Source organism: Streptomyces sp. NPDC007907 (assembly GCF_042959365.1).
GTDB lineage: Bacteria > Actinomycetota > Actinomycetes > Streptomycetales > Streptomycetaceae > Streptomyces > Streptomyces indiaensis.
On sequence record NZ_JBIBKR010000004.1, the window covers coordinates 779,095 to 794,926 of the forward strand.

Below are 15,832 nucleotides of genomic sequence, written 5' to 3' on the forward strand. Positions count from 1 at the left end.
GGTGTGGAGGACCTGTAAAAGCCGCTGATAACTTTCGAACGCGCGAGGAGCCGAACAGGTGGGGGATGACGAGGGATCGCTGCCGTCGACCACTGCAGCCAAGCCCTTCCGCGCGAGCACCACCGTAAGCGGGGAGGGAGACACAGCCGTGTCGAAGGCTGGGCGGGAACCGGACGAGACCATGCAGTTGAAGGTCCCCGACTCCGTGGCCGCGGACGAGACCATGATGTTGCGCGTCGTCGGGGCGACCGGGAACGACAAGGCGGACACGGCGTCCGGCGCGGCGAAGGACGGGAGCGCACCGGACAGATCGCGCCGGCGGCGCAGGGCCCCGCGGCCCTCCCCCCTGAGCCGTCTCACCGCCACCGCCCCCGGGCTGACCCGGCTCGCCGCCCGCCTCGCGGCCGAGGCCCGCCGCCTCCGGCCCCGCTACCCGCACGCCGACCGCACCGGCTGGCGCCGCTGGGCGCCCTCCTGGCGGCAATGGCTCGGTGCCGCGGCGACGCTCACCGGCCTGATCGTCGTCCTCCTGGGCTCCGCCTACGCCGCCACCGACATCCCGGAGAACCTCAACTCCTACGCGACCCAGCAGGACAACGTCTACTTCTGGTCCGACGGGACGCCCATGGCCCGCACCGGCTGGGTACGGCGGCAGGCGATGCCGCTGAAGGACATACCCGAGGACGTCCGCGGGGCGGTGCTGGCGGCGGAGAACGCGAGCTTCTACAGCGACCCCGGCATATCCTTCAGCGGCCTCACCCGGGCCCTGTGGCGCACGCTGGGCCAGGGGGAGACCCAGGGCGGCTCCACCATCACCCAGCAGTACGTCAAGAACGTCTACCTCAACCAGGACCGCTCGGTCGGCCGCAAGTTCACCGAGGCGATGCTCGCCCTCAAGCTCGACAACGAGATGAGCAAGGACGACATCCTGGAGGGCTACCTCAACACCAGCTGGTTCGGCCGCGGCACCTACGGCATCCAGCGCGCCGCCCAGGCCTACTACGGCAAGGACGTCGGCGAACTCGACGCAGGCGAGGCCGCCTTCCTCGCCTCCCTCCTCAAGGGCGCCTCGCTCTACGACCCGTCCGTGAGCAAGGCCAACCACGACCGGGCGGTGGAGCGCTGGTCCTGGATCCTCGACCGCATGGTCGACACCGGCGCGCTGTCGAAGTCGGAGCGCGCCCGGTACAAGGACTTCCCCGAGCCGCTGAAGCGGGCGCCCGGTTACGACACCGGCAAGCAGAGCGACTACCTGGTGGAACTGGCCGCCCAGTACGCCAAGAAGGCGGCGCACCTGACGGCCAGGGAGTTCGACCTCGGTGGCTACCAGATCTACACGACCTTCGACCGCAAGCAGGAGACCGCGCTCACCGACGCCGTGAACACGGCCCGCAAGAAGGCGCGCAAGGACCATCCGGGCAAGGCGAAGGCCCTGCACTTCGGGGCCTCCTCGGTGGCCGCCGACGGGCGCATCCTCGCCGTCCACGGCGGCCCCGACCACCGCGAGCAGGGCTACAACGAGTCGAACGCGACCACCGTCCCCGCCGGTTCGGCCTTCCAGCCGTTCGTCTACGCCGCCGCCCTGGAGAACGGCGTGCACACGACCCGGGACGGCGCCGCGACCGAGGTCACCCCGCAGACGCTCTACGACGGGGACGACGGCATCGCCGTGCGGACACCCGAGGGCCCCTACTGGGACCGCGGCGGCAAGCAGGTCACCTCCCGCAACGACGGCGGGAAGTCCTACGGCCGGATCGGCCTCGGCCGGGCGCTCGCCCTGTCGGTGAACACGCCGTTCATGCAGCTCGGCATGGACACCGGCCTGGACACGGTGCGGGCGACCGCCCAGCGGGCCGGCCTGCTCCCCTCCAGCTTCGGCCCGCAGGTGCCCGCGATGTCCCTGGGCAGTGCCACGCCCAGCGCGATCCGCATGGCGAGCGGGTACGCCACGTTCGCCGCCGCCGGCAAGCACGTCGAGCCGTACTCGGTGGCCCGGATCACCCGCAACGGCTCCGCGGTCGAGCTGACCAGGCCCGCGTCCCGCCGCGCGGTGAAGGCGTCCGTCGCCGAGGCGGTCCAGTCCGCACTCCGGGACGCCTTCCGCGCCGCCCGCCCGGGCGCGGCCGCGACCGTCCCGGTGGCCGGGAAGGCGGGCACCACGCAGGACGACACCGCCGCCTGGTACGTCGGCACCGCCAACTCCGTGTCGACGGCCGTGGTGGCCTACCGCATCGACCTCACCAAGAGCCTCGAACCACTGCCCCTGGACGGGATCGCGGGGACTCCCGGCGACAGCGTCCCCTACCGCATATGGTCCGGTGCCCGAGGCATCGGCTGACCGAGCCCGATCCCCTCTTGCCCCCTCGCAGAATGAGCCGCGCATGAAACAGCCGTCCGGCCGCCGCCGTCGATCCCCCGCACCCCGCCGCGCCACGCCCCCGCGGGTGCTCACCCTGGCGGCCCTCCTGGTCGTGGCGTCCCTGGTCGGCGGCTACATGGTGCTGACCCGCTCGGACTCCACCACCCCGACCGCCTCGTCCGGCGCCCGCAAGGACACCCCCGCGAAGCGGGACGAGGAGCCCCGGTGGGACGGCAGGACGAAGGTCCTCGGGGACGGCTCGACGTCGTACACCGGCCCGCAGAAAGGGCAGTTGAAGCCGGTACCGCTCAAGCCGGGTGAGAAGCCGCCCCAGTTCGTGGTCTTCTCCTGGGACGGCGCGCTGCAGGGCGACGACGGGCTCTTCTCGCACTACCAGGAGCTGGCGGCGGAATACGACGCCCACATGACCTTCTTCCTCACCGGCATCTACCTGCTGCCCAAGGCCAAGAAGGAGCTCTACGCGCCGCCTCAGCACGCCAAGGGCTCGGCGGCCATCAGCTTCGCCACCGACGAGCACATCCGCACCACGCTGGAGCAGCTCGGCAAGGCGTGGCAGGGCGGGAACGAGATCGGCACCCACTTCAACGGCCACTTCTGCGGCAAGAAGGGCGGCGGCGACTGGAGCGTCGAGGAGTGGAAGAGCGAGATCGACCAGTTCTACGCCTTCACCGAGAAGTGGAAGACCAACACCGGCTTCACGGACCTCGCCCCCCTGCCGTTCGACGTCAGGAAGGAGGTCACGGGCGGCCGCGCGCCCTGTCTGGAGGGCCAGAAGAACCTGCTGACGGCCGCCAAGGACTACAAGTGGCGCTACGACGCCAGCTCCGCGGGCGACTTCCAGATATGGCCCGGCAAGAAGGACGGCATCTGGGACTTCCCGCTGCAGATGCTCCCGTACGAGGGCGGCAAGTACCAGGGCCTCTCGATGGACTTCAACTTCCTCTACAACCAGTCCGAGGGGGAGACCGAGGGCGACCCGGCGAAGTACCCCGAGTGGGAGGAGCAGACCGTCGCCTCCTACATGTCCGGCTTCAACCGCGTGTACTACGGCAGCCGGGCCCCGCTGTTCATCGGCAACCACTTCGAGGACTGGAACGGCGGCATCTACATGCGGGCCGTCGACCGGGTCGTCAAGGACCTCTGCACCAAGAAGGGCGTCAAGTGCGTGTCCTTCCGGGAACTGGCCGACTGGCTCGACGTGCAGAAGCCCGTGACCTTGCAGCGGCTGCGCGGTCTGGACCCGGCGCAGTCGCCCGACTGGTCGACAGTCGTGAAGTGATCACGCCAAAGTAACGGCGGCAGCACCCTTCACAGAAGCCCCACACTCCATGCGAAGATCTCGTACCCCGGCACCTCTTTGGCCGGGGCAAGAGGGGAAAACACCAGTGAAATCAAGGAAATTGCGCGGTACGCGCCGCCGCGTCACGATAGTCGGGGCCGCGGCGACCTCGGTCGTCGCCGGAGTCGCCCTGCTGCCCAACTGGAGCGCGGGCGCGACCGTCGTCGACGATCCCACGGTGGACGCGCGGACCAAGGCCACCTTCCAGCGGCTGGCGGACGCCGTCTTCACCGACCGCACCAACGCCCTGGTCGCCGGCGGACGGGCCGACGCCGGAAAGCCGCTGACCGACGGCTTCTCCGGCGACGTCGCCCTGTCCTCCGGTACGGCCCGCACCGAGGACGCCACCCTGTCCGAGCTCGGGCAGCGGCGGCAGCAGCTGGCGAAGGCCGGCGAGACGTACGGCAAGGCCAGCACCACCGTCACGCTGGACGCGACAAGGGTGACGGGCCGCACGGCCAAGGCGGAGGTCACCGAGACCACGACCCTGACCTACGCCGAAACCCGCGGGAACGCCCCGAAGACCACCGGATTCCAGGCCCGGCACGAGCTGACCTTCAAGGCCGACCGGCACGGCGACTGGCGGCTGACCGGCATCCGCGACACCGACCAGGGCGGTCTCGCGGTGAACACGCTGTCCAAGCCGGCCCCCGTCAAGCCGGCCCCCGCCCCGGACAACACCACCCCGGACGCCCCGCGCGCGGCGATCACCCGCAACCCGGCCGCCGCCCCCAAGACCGCAACGACGTACGACTACAAGGCCATGGCGGCCTATGCCGAGAAGTACTGGAACGTCTACAACAAGGATTACCCGGACTTCAACGGCCACGGCGCCGGCGGCGACTGCACCAACTTCGTCAGCCAGGCCCTGAAGGCGGGCGGCTGGAAGCACGCCCCCGGCTACGTGTACGACTACACCAAGTGGTTCGGCAACGCCGACATCCAGTCGGACTCCTTCGTCGGCGTCAACGAATGGTCCTGGTTCGCCCAGAACTCCAAGCGGACCACGCCGCTCGCCAACGTCTTCCAGCTCGAGGTCGGTGACGTCCTCCAGATGGACTTCGACCGGGACGGGTCCAAGGACCACACGATGATCGTCACGTACAAGAGCGGCGGTGTGCCGTACGTGACCTACCACTCCAACAACACCCTCCGCAGGTCGGTGGCGAGCCTCGTCGCGTCGTACCCGAACGCGTACTACTACGCCTACCGCACCTGAGCACGGTGGGGGCCGGGCTCAGTGTCCGGCCCCTCGCTCCTCGCGGATCGCGGAGACCACACCGGCCACCGCCCGGCGGACCGCTTCCGTCTCCGTGAGGAAGTGCCAGTAGTCGGGGTGGCGGCCCTCGAGGCCGGCGACGGCACGGTCCAGACGGGCCACGGCGTCGTCCAGGGGGCGGGCGTGCCGCGGGTCGGGGGTGTTGCGGCCGGCCATGGCGAGGCGCTGGGCGTCCCGGATGGCGAAGCGCGTGCGGTCGATCTCCTGCTGGGGGTCCTTCTGCACGGCGTTCAGACGGTGCAGCCGGTCGCCCGCGGCCGATACGGCCTCGTCGGTGCTGTTCAGCAGGGCCCGTACGGTCGACAGCAGGGCCGTCGCGTCGGCCCAGCGCTGTGCGCCGCGGGCGGTCTGGGCCTCGGCCAGTTTCGCCTCGGCCCGGCGGACGTTCTCGGCGGCGGAGTCCGGGACGTGCTGCAGGTCCTGCCAGCAGGCCGCGGTGAAGCGGCGGCGCAGCTCGCTCAGGGTCGGTTCGACCTGCTCGGAGCGGGTGGTGAGGGCCTGGGCGCGGGTGCGCAGGGAGACCAGGCGGTGGTCGATCTCCGCGGCGCGGTCCGGCAGCCGCTCGGCCTCCACACGGACCGCCTCCGCCTCACGGCTGACCCGCTCGGCCCGCTCCAGGGTCTGCGGGACGCCGTGCTGTCCGGCGCCCTGGTTCAGCCTGGTCAGCTCCGGGGACAGGGCGGCGAGCCGGGCGGCGAGGTCGTCGGCCCGCAGCCCGGACGCGCGGACGGAATCGAGGGCGTCGGAGGCGGCGAGCAGGGCCTGGCGGGCCCGTTCGACCGCGGGGGCGAGGCGGGCCAGCTGCGTCTCGGCCTTGCCGAGCAGGGGCCCGAGGCCGTCGGTGAACCGGTCCAGCTCCTGCTTGACCCGGCCGAGTTCCTCCCTGGCGGCGGTCAGCTCGGCTCGGGCGCGGGAGGCGGCGGAGGCCTCCAGGTCGTCGCGGTCGAGGTCGTGGGCGTCGACGGCGTCGATGTAGCGGTGGCTGACCTCGTCGATGCGGCGGCCGAGGGCGTCGAAGTCGGCGACGGCGCGACGGGCGGCGGGCGAGTCGTCGACGGCGGTGATCGTCTCGATCGAGATGCGCAGGTCGCGCTGGGCGGTGTCGAGCTCGTAGAACGCGGCCGCGGCGGCGTCCTTCGCCGCCTGGGCCTCGGCCCGCTGGTTCTCGGCCCGGCCGCCGAACCAGCGCCGGGTGCCCCCGCCCGCGAAGGCGGCCGGCAGCGCCAGCGCGGCCACCAGCGGCAACGCCATCAGGGTCAGCGCGTCCCGGAGCGGACGGCCCGGGGTGCGGGAGGAGGCGGGGCGGCGCGGGCGGTGTGCACGCGGCACCGACGGCGAGTCCGGCTGTCCTGGTGTCGCCGTCACATCCTTCTCCCGTGCTGTGGTCCGCCCTGCCCGGTGTCATTCTCCCACCGGTTGAAGACGAACACACGGGCCGTTCAGTTCGCCGTGCGGACCGTCACTTTGCCGTCGCCGTCCTCGGCCTTCACGGTGACGCCGCGGGGCACCTCGATGCGGTGCCTGGCCGAGCAGTGTGCGGCCCCGGAAGGAACGGTGGCCGGGGTCGGTGTCGTCCCCGGCGAGGGCGGTGGCGCGGGCAGGGGCGGTGCGTGCGGTCATGACGATCTCCCCTGGAGGGACGACGGGCACCTCGAAGACGCTCTACGACCGTAGGGATCGGGGCCCCTCGGGGGGACCCGGGCCACTCCCGGATCCGGGGTGGGGCCGGCCCCCGGCGCGGAACCGGAGGCGGCCCCCCGCTACGGGTTTGCCGGACTGTGCCCCGGGCCATGTAGGCTGTCGACTCGACCTGGGCGTGTCCCGGGATCCGGGTGCGTAGCTCAGGGGTAGAGCGCCTGCCTTACAAGCAGGATGTCGGCGGTTCGAAACCGTCCGCGCCCACCACACCGAGTTCCACGACACAGGCCCTCCAGGGATGTTCCCGGGGGGCCTCTGTGACGCCGGGGGCGGATCCGCCGCGGCAGGGGTCAGACCTACGTCCACCCTGGGGCGGTGCCGGGGCGGGGCTGTCCCTACGATGAGCCTGTGAACAGTCCCCGCCGGCGTGCTCCGCGACTCGTCCTGAGGCCGTGGCATGTGCTGGGCGTGCTGGGGCTGTTGGCGGGGTTGCTGGGAATGCACGGGCTGGCGCCCGGTGGGGGGCTGCCCGGGGCCGCGCACGGGCAGCACATGGACGCCCTCACGGTGCGGACGCAGTTTGTGCCCTACGCGCACTGCGGTGACGGGCACGTCCAGCACGCCGACGCGACCTGTGCGTCGGGTGCCGTCAGTGGCGGGCCGGTGCTGCCTCCGCTCGTCCCGGACCCGGTTCCCGCTGCCGTGCGGGAGAGCGCCGTTCGGGCGTATGCCGTCGTGGACACGGAGGGTGCGCGGGCCCCGCCTTCGCTCTCCGAGCTTCAGCTTCTGCGGATCTAGAGAGGGCACGTCACGCCGGCCGGTGCCGACCGGCGGCGGCGTGACGTCTCGTCGTGTCCGCACATCCCAGTTCCTTGCAGAAGCAGGAGTTCACCCATGAGCAACCTTCGTACCCTGGCGCGCCGCGCCACCCTGGTGGCGGCGACGGGTGCCGCGGCCCTCGTCCTCGCGGCCTGTGGCGGTGACGGTGCCGACCGCGCCGCCGGCGGTTCCGGTCACGGCGACGCCGGAAGCCACAGCCCCGCCGCGACCCCCTCGTCCGCCGGCGCCCACAACGCCCAGGACGTCGCCTTCGCGCAGGGCATGATCCCGCATCACCGGCAGGCGCTGGAGATGGCGCGGCTGGCCGGGGACCGGGCCTCCTCGGACACGGTGAAGGACCTCGCCGGGCGGATCGAGAAGGCGCAGGATCCGGAGATCCGGACCATGACCGGCTGGCTGAAGAGCTGGGGCGAGGACGTCCCCGCTTCCTCCGGCGGCGCCATGGACCACTCCGCGTCCGGCCACTCCGGCATGCCCGGCATGATGGGTGCCGAGGACATGGACGCCCTGGCGAAGCTGACGGGCAAGGCGTTCGACGTCCAGTTCCTGACGATGATGGTCGAGCACCACGAAGGGGCCGTGGAGATGGCCCGGACCGAGCAGGGCAAGGGCCGCCACGGCCAGGCCAAGAGCATGGCCGAGGACATCGTCACCGCCCAGAACGCCGAGATCACCGAGATGAACAAGCTCCTCGGCAAGAGCGCGAGCAAGAGCGACAGCAGCCAGGGCTGATCCGACAGCCGGGCCTGATCCGACAGCCGGGGCTGGTCACGAGGCTCCGCCGGTCTCCTCCGGCGGGGCCTCGTGCGCGTGCTTCAGGTCCGAGCGGGCCGTCACCCGGTCCGGGCCCGAGAGTTCGGACCAGTAGCGGTGGGTGCTGACGAACACCGCGAGCTCGTGCTCGCGCCGCCTGAGCTTCTCCACTTCGGCCTGTTCGTCGGCGCTCCAGCCGGGGGAGGCGGGCCGTTCCACCTTGCGCCAGCCGTTGTCGTCACTGAAGCCGTCCAGTGGCTCCACCGACCACGGGAGCCGCTTCAGCAGGGCCGACAGCTCGGCCCGGACCTGATGGAGTTCCTCCTGACCGGCCAGGAGGTCACTCGGAAAGTCGTAGGTCGCAGCCACGCCTCAATGATACGCCTGTTCGAATATGGCAGGCGAGTTCCTTCCTGGGGCTCATGCGAACGGGCGCACCTCGCTCACCACCCGCGCGGTCACCGGAGCGGGGATCCCGTGCCGCTCGGCCGCGCGCAGCAACGCTCCGCCGATGGCGTCCAGTTCGAGGGGCCGGTCCGCCTCCGCGTCGCGCTGCATGGAGGACTTCGTCGCCGGCGGGAAGGCGTCGTAGCGGGCGAGGGCACGGGCCGGGTCCGCCGGGCCGCCGCACGCGTGGCTGATCGCGGCCGTCTCCTCCACCAGGGCGGTCAGCTCCTCACGATGGCGGGTGCGGACCTCGCCGAGGGGGAGGCCGTACCGCGTGGTGAGCAGGGCGAAGGGCGCCAGGAACGACATCTTGGCCCAGAGGGCCGCCGTCTCGTCCTCCAGCACACGGGTGGCCGGACCGGCCTCGGCGAAGGCCCCGGCGAGGGCGTCGAGGCGGGCCCGGGGCACGTCCGTACCGGTCAGGTCGATCTCCGCGAAGGGGCTGCCGTGTTCGATCACGCCCGGAGCGACACGGGTCGACTCGACGCGGATCACGGCCGGGGCCACACGGTCCGCCCGGTACCGGGCACGCAGGGCCGCCGGATGCTCGACACCGTTCAGAAACGGCACGAGGAGACCGTCGGACAGCACCGGCGCGGGCACCCGTGCCAGGGCGGCGTCCAGGGCCGTGTGCTTGACGGTGACCAGGCACGCGTCGACCGGCTCCCGCAGCGCGGTGTCCGCCTCGACGCGGGCCGTGAAGTCGCCGAAGCGGGCGCTGTCGACCCGGATGCCGTCGGTGCGCAGGGTCTCGGCGGTCTTCTCGCCGGACAGGCAGATCACGCGGTGGCCGGTGCGGGAGAGCAGGGCGGCGAGCAGACCGCCCACGCCGCCGGGGCCCAGGACGGCCACGGTGAGTTCGTTCGCCACGAGGGGTTCCTCTCGTCGGTCGGCCCCGGGATGGTGGCCGCCTCGTAGCGATCATGGCAGGAGCCGCTGTCGTGCGAGGGGCGAAGGGGTGAGACTGGGGGCATGTGCCGGAGTATCAAGACGCTGCGCCCGCCCGCGATGCCCGAAGAGGCCACCGAGGCGGACGTGCGCGCTGCCGCCCTGCAGTACGTGCGGAAGGTGTCGGGCTTCCGCGCCCCCGCCGCTCACAACCAGGAGGTGTTCGATCGCGCCGTGGAAGCGATCACGCAGGCGACGGCCGAGTTGCTGGACGGCCTGGAGGTCCGGGGCGCGGGGGCCCGGAAGGCGAGCTAGTGCCGCGGCAGGCGACGTTCGCCCCGTCGCGACGCCCGGCACGCCCTCTCGCCGCACCGGCCGAAAGCCCAAGTACGTCCAGTACGAGGGCTTCCGGCCGGCACGCCGAGAGCACGCACCGGACGCCGCTCCTTCACGGGCAAACGTTGCCTGCCGCGGCACTAGCCGGCCAGCCGGCCCCGCTCCCGGCCGTGCGGGCTCAGACCGCCGGCTCCGGCTGGGGCTCGGGGCGTGGCGCGGGGACGGTCCGCGCCTCCCACAGCCTGGTCGTCCGCCGGTAGCCGTGGACCACCGACGCCATCGCCAGCAGGAGCAGCGGCGCGAAGAGCCACGGGTACGCGGCCATCTCCAGGGGCAGGAAGCGGTAGGACGCCAGCAGCACCGCGAAGACGACCGTCCCGTAGCCGACCAGCCGCAGACCGGCCCGGTCCCAGCCGCGGTCGTACGTGCGCAGCGCCGCCTCGACCGTGTACGCGAACACCACGCCGGCGATGAGGTCCACGCCGTAGTGCCAGCCGAACCCCAGCGTCGCGGCGAGGGTGGCGATCAGCCAGAACGTGCCGGCCAGACGCAGGGCGCGCGGTCCTCTGCGGGAGTGGATGAAGATCGTCGTGGCCCACGCCGTGTGCAGGCTGGGCATGCAGTTGCGCGGCGTGATCCCGTCGAACGGCATCGCGTACGGGGTGGTGACCGGCGGCAGCGTGTCGGGCCAAAGGTCGGCCGCCGCCCAGTGCCCGCCCTCGGGGCCGTAGGCGAACATCGGCCCGACCACGGGATAGATCATGTAGACGGCCGGTCCGAGCACGCCGATCAGCAGGAACGTCCGCACCAGGTGGTGGCGTGGGAAGCGCCGCTCGGCCGCCACGTTGCGCAGCTGGTACAGCGCCACACAGACCGCGGCCACCGCGAGCTGGGCGTAGACGTAGTCGAGGGCGTGCTCGCCGACCGGGCCGCTCGCCCTCAGGAGCCGGCCCGCCAGCCACGACGGGTTGCCGAGCGCGTGATCGGCCATGGCGATGTACGGGTCGAGGACGACCGGGCGGGTCTTCGACGTGATCAGCAGCCAGGTGTCCCCGGTCTTGCGGCCGGTCACCAGCAGCAGGCCGAGCCCTACACCCTTCAGCATCAGGAGGCGTTCCGGGCCGGTGCGGCGGGTGAGGGCGATGATCCCGCAGCCCAGGATCACCCACAGCGCGCCGTTGCCGAACGGGTGGCCTTCGTCGGGATAGGTGCCGGTCGCCCAGCGGACCAGCAGGAACACGACGTCGATGCCGATCGCGGTGCCGAGCGCGAGGAACCGTTGCCGCCAGGTGAGCACCACCATCGTCAGCGCGAGGCTGGCGTACAGCAGGAACCCGGACTTGGGGGCGTAAACGACCTCGCGGGCCTGCGTGGTGATCGGACCGGGTATGCCGAGCCGGTATGCGGCGATCTGGAGCGCGACGAGGAATCCGAGCGTGAGCACGCCGGCCGCGGCCCACAGCACGGTCCGTGGGTGCCGCTTCGCGGCGGAGGCGATCCGTCCAGTGCGAGAGGCTTCCCGCGACGCCGTCGTCGTCAATGTCTCAGCCGCTTCCCGGTCGTGGTGGTCGTGGTGGTGAGCCGGAGCCGGTCTACGAGGTCCGCGGCTCGCGCCGCATCAGGTACGCAGCCCCCGCCCCGGCACCGAACAGTGCCGCCACCGACACCGCCGTCGCCAGCCAGGTCGCCCCCAGCCAGTGGGCGCCGAAGTAGCCGAGGGCGACGCTGTAGACGGCCCAGGTGAAGCCGGCCAGGGCCGACCAGGGCAGGAAGTCGCGGGCGCGGCGGTGGGCGGCGCCCGCGCCGAGGGAGACCACCGAGCGGCCGGCGGGAGCGAAACGGGCCACGACGACGAGGGCGCCGCCGCCGCGGGCGAGTGCCGCGCCGAGACGTTGCTGTGCGGTGGTCAGCCGCCGGGAGCGGGATATCGCCCGGTCCAGCCGGGCGCCGCCGCGCCAGGCGAGGCGGTAGGCGGCCAGGTCCCCGAGGACGGAGGCGGTGGCGGCGCAGAGCGTCAGGGCGAGGATGTCGGGTACGTCGGTCGCGGTGCCCGCTGCCGCCGCCGTGGCCGCCGTGATCACCAGGACGCCGCTGGGCAGCACCGGCAGGAACACGTCGAGCAGGACGGACAAGGCCACCACCGCGTAGATCCACGGGCTGCCGATCGGCAACCCCACTTGCTCCAGCACCGCGACTCCCCGTGACTCCCCCGTGGGCCAGACCGTGCCGCGATGGCGCGGGGGACGGCAGGAGTGGCCATGACAGCCATACAGCGTACGCCCGGGGGGTGACGGGCGGTTCACGGGGGGCTCATACGTTCGGTGCGGACTGTTCACCTCGCGGCGACTTGTCCTGAGTTGCTGCGATATGCAAACAGAACCCGCGAACAGAACGGCGCCGGCCCGCGAAGGGGCAGGCGCCGCTCTCGTGTCCGGCGGTTCGGTCGGCTCAGGCGGCCACGGGGGTCTGGTCGGCGGAGCGCCGCTCCTGCGCCGAGGTGCGCTTGGACAGCAGCCGGTCCAGGCCGAACGCGCCGGAACCGGTGAAGATCAGCAGGAACATGGCCCAGCAGTACATGGCCGCGCCCTCGCCGCTGTTCTCGATCGGCCACAGCCCCTCGGGCTGGTGGACCTTGAAGTACGCGTACGCCATCGCGCCGGAGGAGATGAACGCCGCGATGCGGGTGCCGAGACCCAGCAGCACCAGGATGCCGCCGACGAGTTCGATCACGGCCGCGTACCAGTTGGGCCAGGCGCCGGTCGGGGCGGTGCCGCCCTTGCCGTCCGCGCCGCCGAGGACGCCGAAGAGTGCGACGGCGCCGTGGCAGGCGAACAGCAGGCCGACCACGATCCGGAACAGTCCGAGCGCGTACGGCTGGGCGCCGTTGAGGCGAGCGGTCATGTGGGGGGTCTCTCCTTCGGTTGGCCGGCCCTGGGGAGGCCGGTCGGGGACGGATACCGCGGAGTAGCCCACGTTAGGTGTGCCTAATTGATGCTTGCAAGTTCAACATTTAGCCACGCCTTTGCCCGTCGATGGCACGCAATCCCTGGCGCAGCCGCACGTGGAGCGGCTTTCGCCGCCGCGTCCGCGCCCGAAAGAGTGACCGAATCCACTCCCGGCCGACCTCCCCTGGCGGCCGTCCCGTGCCTGTCTTCTGTCGGCATGCCGACCGTGAACTGTCTTGTGCGTGCAACTCATTGAGGAACCATCAGGCGGCACGAACACGGTTCACGGCGCAACGGGCAGGCGGAGCAGCCGGGTTACGGGGCCAGTTCCGTGTCCAGCAGGGTGGTCAGGCGGGGGCCCGCCCCCTGGCGGGTCTTGGCGTGCTCCAGGCGCAGCCGGGCGGAGCGGCCGCGCATGGTCAGGGTCATGAGCTGGTTGCCGAACCAGGGGCCGCCCGTCTTGCGCCAGTCGACCGGCGGCCGGGGGAGACGGCCGTGCCGGGCGAGGCCGCGTCCGAGACGCCGTGCCAGCCCGCTCCAGCCGATGCGGAAGGCCAACCGCATCGACAGCGGGACCGAGTTGTGCACGGGGGAGCAGACCAGCTGCACCACCCGGGCGTCCGGGCCCGCGCCCGGCCACGAGGGCTCGGCGATGTAGGCGTGGTGCACGTCCCCGGACAGCACGCACACCGTCGCCGGCGCGTCCCGGCCCGAGCCCGCCTCGGCGATCAGCTCCGCCAGCCCGGCGAAGGACGCGGGGAACGCCGACCAGTGCTCCAGGTCGGCCGCGCGCCGCACCTTCTCCCCGAACCGTGCCCAGCGCTCGCCCCGTTCACCGCCGCACAGCGCCGCGTTCCACCCCTCGGCGTCGTGCACCAGGTGCGGAAGCAGCCAGGGCAGCGAGGTGCCGATCAGGAGGTGGTCGTAGGTGTCGGGCCCGTCCAGCACCTGCTCGCGCAGCCACGCCTCCTCGCCCGGGTCGAGCATCGCGCGCTCGTCCTCGGCCAGGACCCGGGCGGCCCTGCTGTCGACCATCACGAGGCGTACGCGCCCGAAGTCGCGCCGGTAGCTCCAGCGGGCCGTGGCCGCGTCGGCGTCGGCCCGGGCGGCGAAGTCGCGCAGCGCGTCGGTGCCGTCGGGGACCTTGCACACCGCCTCGTACACCGGGTCGGCCGCCAGCTCCTCCAGGGAGAGGTTGCCCAGGTGCTGGTGGACCCAGTACGACATCAGGCCGCTCAGCAGCCGCTCCTGCCACCAGTCGGTGGAGCGCATGTCGGCGAGCCAGGAGGCGGAGGTGTTCCAGTCGTCGATCACGTCGTGGTCGTCGAAGATCATGAAACTGGGCACGGTGGACAGCAGCCAGCGGATGCGCGGGTCGAGCCACGACTCGTAGTAGAGGTGGGTGTACTCCTCGTAGTCCGCGACCCCGTTGCCCGGCCCCTCCTTCAGGTCGCGGCGGCCCGCCAGCCAGCGCTGCGTGGAGTCGGAGGTCTCGTCTGCGTACACCTGGTCGCCGAGCAGCAGCAGCACGTGCGGCCGCTCGCCGTCGGGGTCGGCGGCGAGACGGGTGGCGAGGGCGTCCAGGGCGTCCGGGCCGACGGGGTCGTCGCCGCCGGCCGGCGGGGAGGCCCAGCGGCAGGAGCCGAAGGCGACGTTGAAGTCGCCCTCCGGGCCGGGGGCGTGGATCGCCGAGGGCGGGAAGGGGGAACCGTCCAGTGGCCACACCCGGGTGCCGTCGAGGAACACCTCGTAGGTCGTGGTCGTGCCGGCCGTGAGGCCCGTCACCGGGACCAGGGCGTAGTGGTGGCCCGCGATCTGGAAGCTGCCGGCCGTGCCGCCGGCGCCGTCGGCGCAGCGCACCTCGGCGGTGCACGGACGGCTCGTCTCGACCCACACGGTGGCGGACGAGCCGTCGGTGTACCTCAGCAGCGGTCCGAGGCGCAGTGCGCTCATGTCGTTCCCCTCTCCGTCGCCCCGTACGGTACGCAGCGACGGAGGTCAGCGGGGAGGTCCCGGCGTGATTCAGCGTGTCAGCAGCTCGCGAGGTGGTTCGTCAGCGCGGACTTCTCGGCCGAGTCGACGGAGAGGCCGTAGTAGTACTTCACCTGCACCCAGGCGCGCACGTAGGTGCAGCGGTACGCCGTCCGGGACGGCATCCAGGTGGCCGGGTCCTGGTCGCCCTTGGCCTGGTTGACGTTGTCGGTGACCGCGATGAGCTGCGGGCGGGTGAGGTCGTTGGCGAACGACTGGCGGCGGGACGTCGTCCAGGCGTCGGCGCCGGAGTCCCAGGCCTCGGCCAGCGGGACCAGGTGGTCGATGTCCAGGTCGGAGGCGGCGGTCCAGGTGGCGCCGTCGTAGACGGAGTACCAGCTGCCGCTGGTGGCGGCGCAGGAGGAGTCCTGCTGGACGTTCGTGCCGTCGCGCTTGAGGACGACCTCGCGGGTGTTGCAGGCGCCGGACTGGGTGATCCAGTGCGGGAAGAGGTCGCGGTCGTAGCCGGTGCGGTCCTCGGGCGCCACGGTGAGCGAGGCGAGGTAGGTGCGGGCGGTGGCGGCGCTCACGGGGGTGGGGAGGGCAGCGGAGGCCGTGGGGGCGTTGAAGAGGGCCACGGAGGATATGAGCGCGGTGGCCGCCGCGGCGACGCTCAGACGTCGACGCGCGTAGAACCTGGGCATGCGAACTCCCTGGGGAGAGGGGGGCGTTGGCTGCGAGCGAAGGAATGCTCGCGCTGCCGTGTGACGCACAGATGTGCGCCCGGTGAGAAGTTAGTGACGCGGCCATGACATGACAAGATTCAAGGCGGAACTTTTCCCTCCAGGCGCGTCCCGTACCATGGACGGCGCAGAAGGGGAGTAGCTCTTCGCCGGACCGTCGACATACTGCTCAGCCCGCCTGAGCCGGCGCCCGGAGGCCGGTCCTTTCCCGGACCTGCCAGCGAGACCTTCGGCTAAGCAGTGCACACCCGTGCCTCCCGGCACGGGTTCCGA

14 protein-coding genes and 1 tRNA gene are annotated in these 15,832 nt (G+C 72.0%); 7 read left to right on the top strand and 8 right to left on the bottom strand.

The window, feature by feature from the left end; translation table 11 throughout:
- Positions 1–181: 181 nt before the first annotated feature.
- The 3 genes from ACFZDI_RS19815 (at position 182) to ACFZDI_RS19825 (ending at position 4,938) form a co-directional block, all read left to right on the top strand.
- The gene (locus ACFZDI_RS19815) at positions 182–2,338 is read left to right on the top strand and encodes a transglycosylase domain-containing protein (RefSeq protein ID WP_391252280.1); all 2,157 of its coding nucleotides are present in this window, start codon (positions 182–184) and stop codon (positions 2,336–2,338) included.
- 43 nt (positions 2,339–2,381) lie between these two features.
- The gene (locus ACFZDI_RS19820) at positions 2,382–3,659 is read left to right on the top strand and encodes a hypothetical protein (protein WP_391252046.1); all 1,278 of its coding nucleotides are present in this window, start codon (positions 2,382–2,384) and stop codon (positions 3,657–3,659) included.
- 106 nt (positions 3,660–3,765) lie between these two features.
- On the top strand, positions 3,766–4,938 hold the full coding sequence (locus ACFZDI_RS19825) for an amidase domain-containing protein (RefSeq protein WP_234845273.1): 1,173 nt from the start codon (positions 3,766–3,768) through the stop codon (positions 4,936–4,938).
- 18 nt (positions 4,939–4,956) lie between these two features.
- On the opposite strand, the gene ACFZDI_RS19830 is transcribed toward ACFZDI_RS19825, so the two are convergent.
- The gene (locus ACFZDI_RS19830; protein ID WP_391252048.1) at positions 4,957–6,363 is read right to left on the bottom strand and encodes a hypothetical protein; all 1,407 of its coding nucleotides are present in this window, start codon (positions 6,361–6,363) and stop codon (positions 4,957–4,959) included.
- 465 nt (positions 6,364–6,828) lie between these two features.
- Here ACFZDI_RS19830 and ACFZDI_RS19835 point away from each other — a divergent pair.
- From ACFZDI_RS19835 to ACFZDI_RS19845, 3 genes are all read left to right on the top strand, one after another.
- Positions 6,829–6,903: transfer RNA gene (locus tag ACFZDI_RS19835), tRNA-Val, on the top strand.
- Between the two features lie 141 nt (positions 6,904–7,044).
- Positions 7,045–7,434: a DUF6153 family protein gene (locus tag ACFZDI_RS19840; RefSeq protein ID WP_391252050.1), complete on the top strand. Its 390-nt coding sequence runs from the start codon at positions 7,045–7,047 to the stop codon at positions 7,432–7,434.
- Between the two features lie 96 nt (positions 7,435–7,530).
- The gene (locus ACFZDI_RS19845) at positions 7,531–8,208 is read left to right on the top strand and encodes a DUF305 domain-containing protein (RefSeq protein ID WP_234845275.1); all 678 of its coding nucleotides are present in this window, start codon (positions 7,531–7,533) and stop codon (positions 8,206–8,208) included.
- 36 nt (positions 8,209–8,244) lie between these two features.
- On the opposite strand, the gene ACFZDI_RS19850 is transcribed toward ACFZDI_RS19845, so the two are convergent.
- Positions 8,245–8,598, bottom strand: coding sequence for a hypothetical protein (locus ACFZDI_RS19850; RefSeq protein ID WP_361119056.1), 354 nt, complete (start codon positions 8,596–8,598; stop codon positions 8,245–8,247).
- 51 nt (positions 8,599–8,649) lie between these two features.
- Entirely contained in the window at positions 8,650–9,546 is an 897-nt protein-coding gene (locus ACFZDI_RS19855) for a 2-dehydropantoate 2-reductase (RefSeq protein ID WP_391252052.1), read from the bottom strand.
- 102 nt (positions 9,547–9,648) lie between these two features.
- On the opposite strand from ACFZDI_RS19855, the gene ACFZDI_RS19860 reads away from it, so the two are divergent.
- Positions 9,649–9,879 (top strand): DUF2277 family protein, encoded by a 231-nt coding sequence (locus tag ACFZDI_RS19860; RefSeq protein ID WP_391252054.1) that lies wholly within the window; start codon positions 9,649–9,651, stop codon positions 9,877–9,879.
- Positions 9,880–10,078: 199 nt separating this feature from the next.
- On the opposite strand, the gene ACFZDI_RS19865 is transcribed toward ACFZDI_RS19860, so the two are convergent.
- The 5 genes from ACFZDI_RS19865 to ACFZDI_RS19885 form a co-directional block, all read right to left on the bottom strand.
- Positions 10,079–11,365, bottom strand: coding sequence for a DUF5933 domain-containing protein (locus ACFZDI_RS19865; protein WP_391252056.1), 1,287 nt, complete (start codon positions 11,363–11,365; stop codon positions 10,079–10,081).
- Positions 11,366–11,492: 127 nt separating this feature from the next.
- Complete coding sequence (locus ACFZDI_RS19870; RefSeq protein WP_391252058.1) at positions 11,493–12,089, bottom strand: VTT domain-containing protein; 597 nt, start codon at positions 12,087–12,089, stop codon at positions 11,493–11,495.
- Positions 12,090–12,348: 259 nt separating this feature from the next.
- Complete coding sequence (locus tag ACFZDI_RS19875; protein ID WP_234845281.1) at positions 12,349–12,801, bottom strand: DoxX family protein; 453 nt, start codon at positions 12,799–12,801, stop codon at positions 12,349–12,351.
- Between the two features lie 359 nt (positions 12,802–13,160).
- Entirely contained in the window at positions 13,161–14,798 is a 1,638-nt protein-coding gene (locus ACFZDI_RS19880; protein ID WP_234845282.1) for an alkaline phosphatase D family protein, read from the bottom strand.
- A 77-nt stretch (positions 14,799–14,875) separates the two neighbouring features.
- The gene (locus ACFZDI_RS19885; protein ID WP_234845283.1) at positions 14,876–15,520 is read right to left on the bottom strand and encodes an HNH endonuclease family protein; all 645 of its coding nucleotides are present in this window, start codon (positions 15,518–15,520) and stop codon (positions 14,876–14,878) included.
- Positions 15,521–15,832 lie beyond the last annotated feature (312 nt).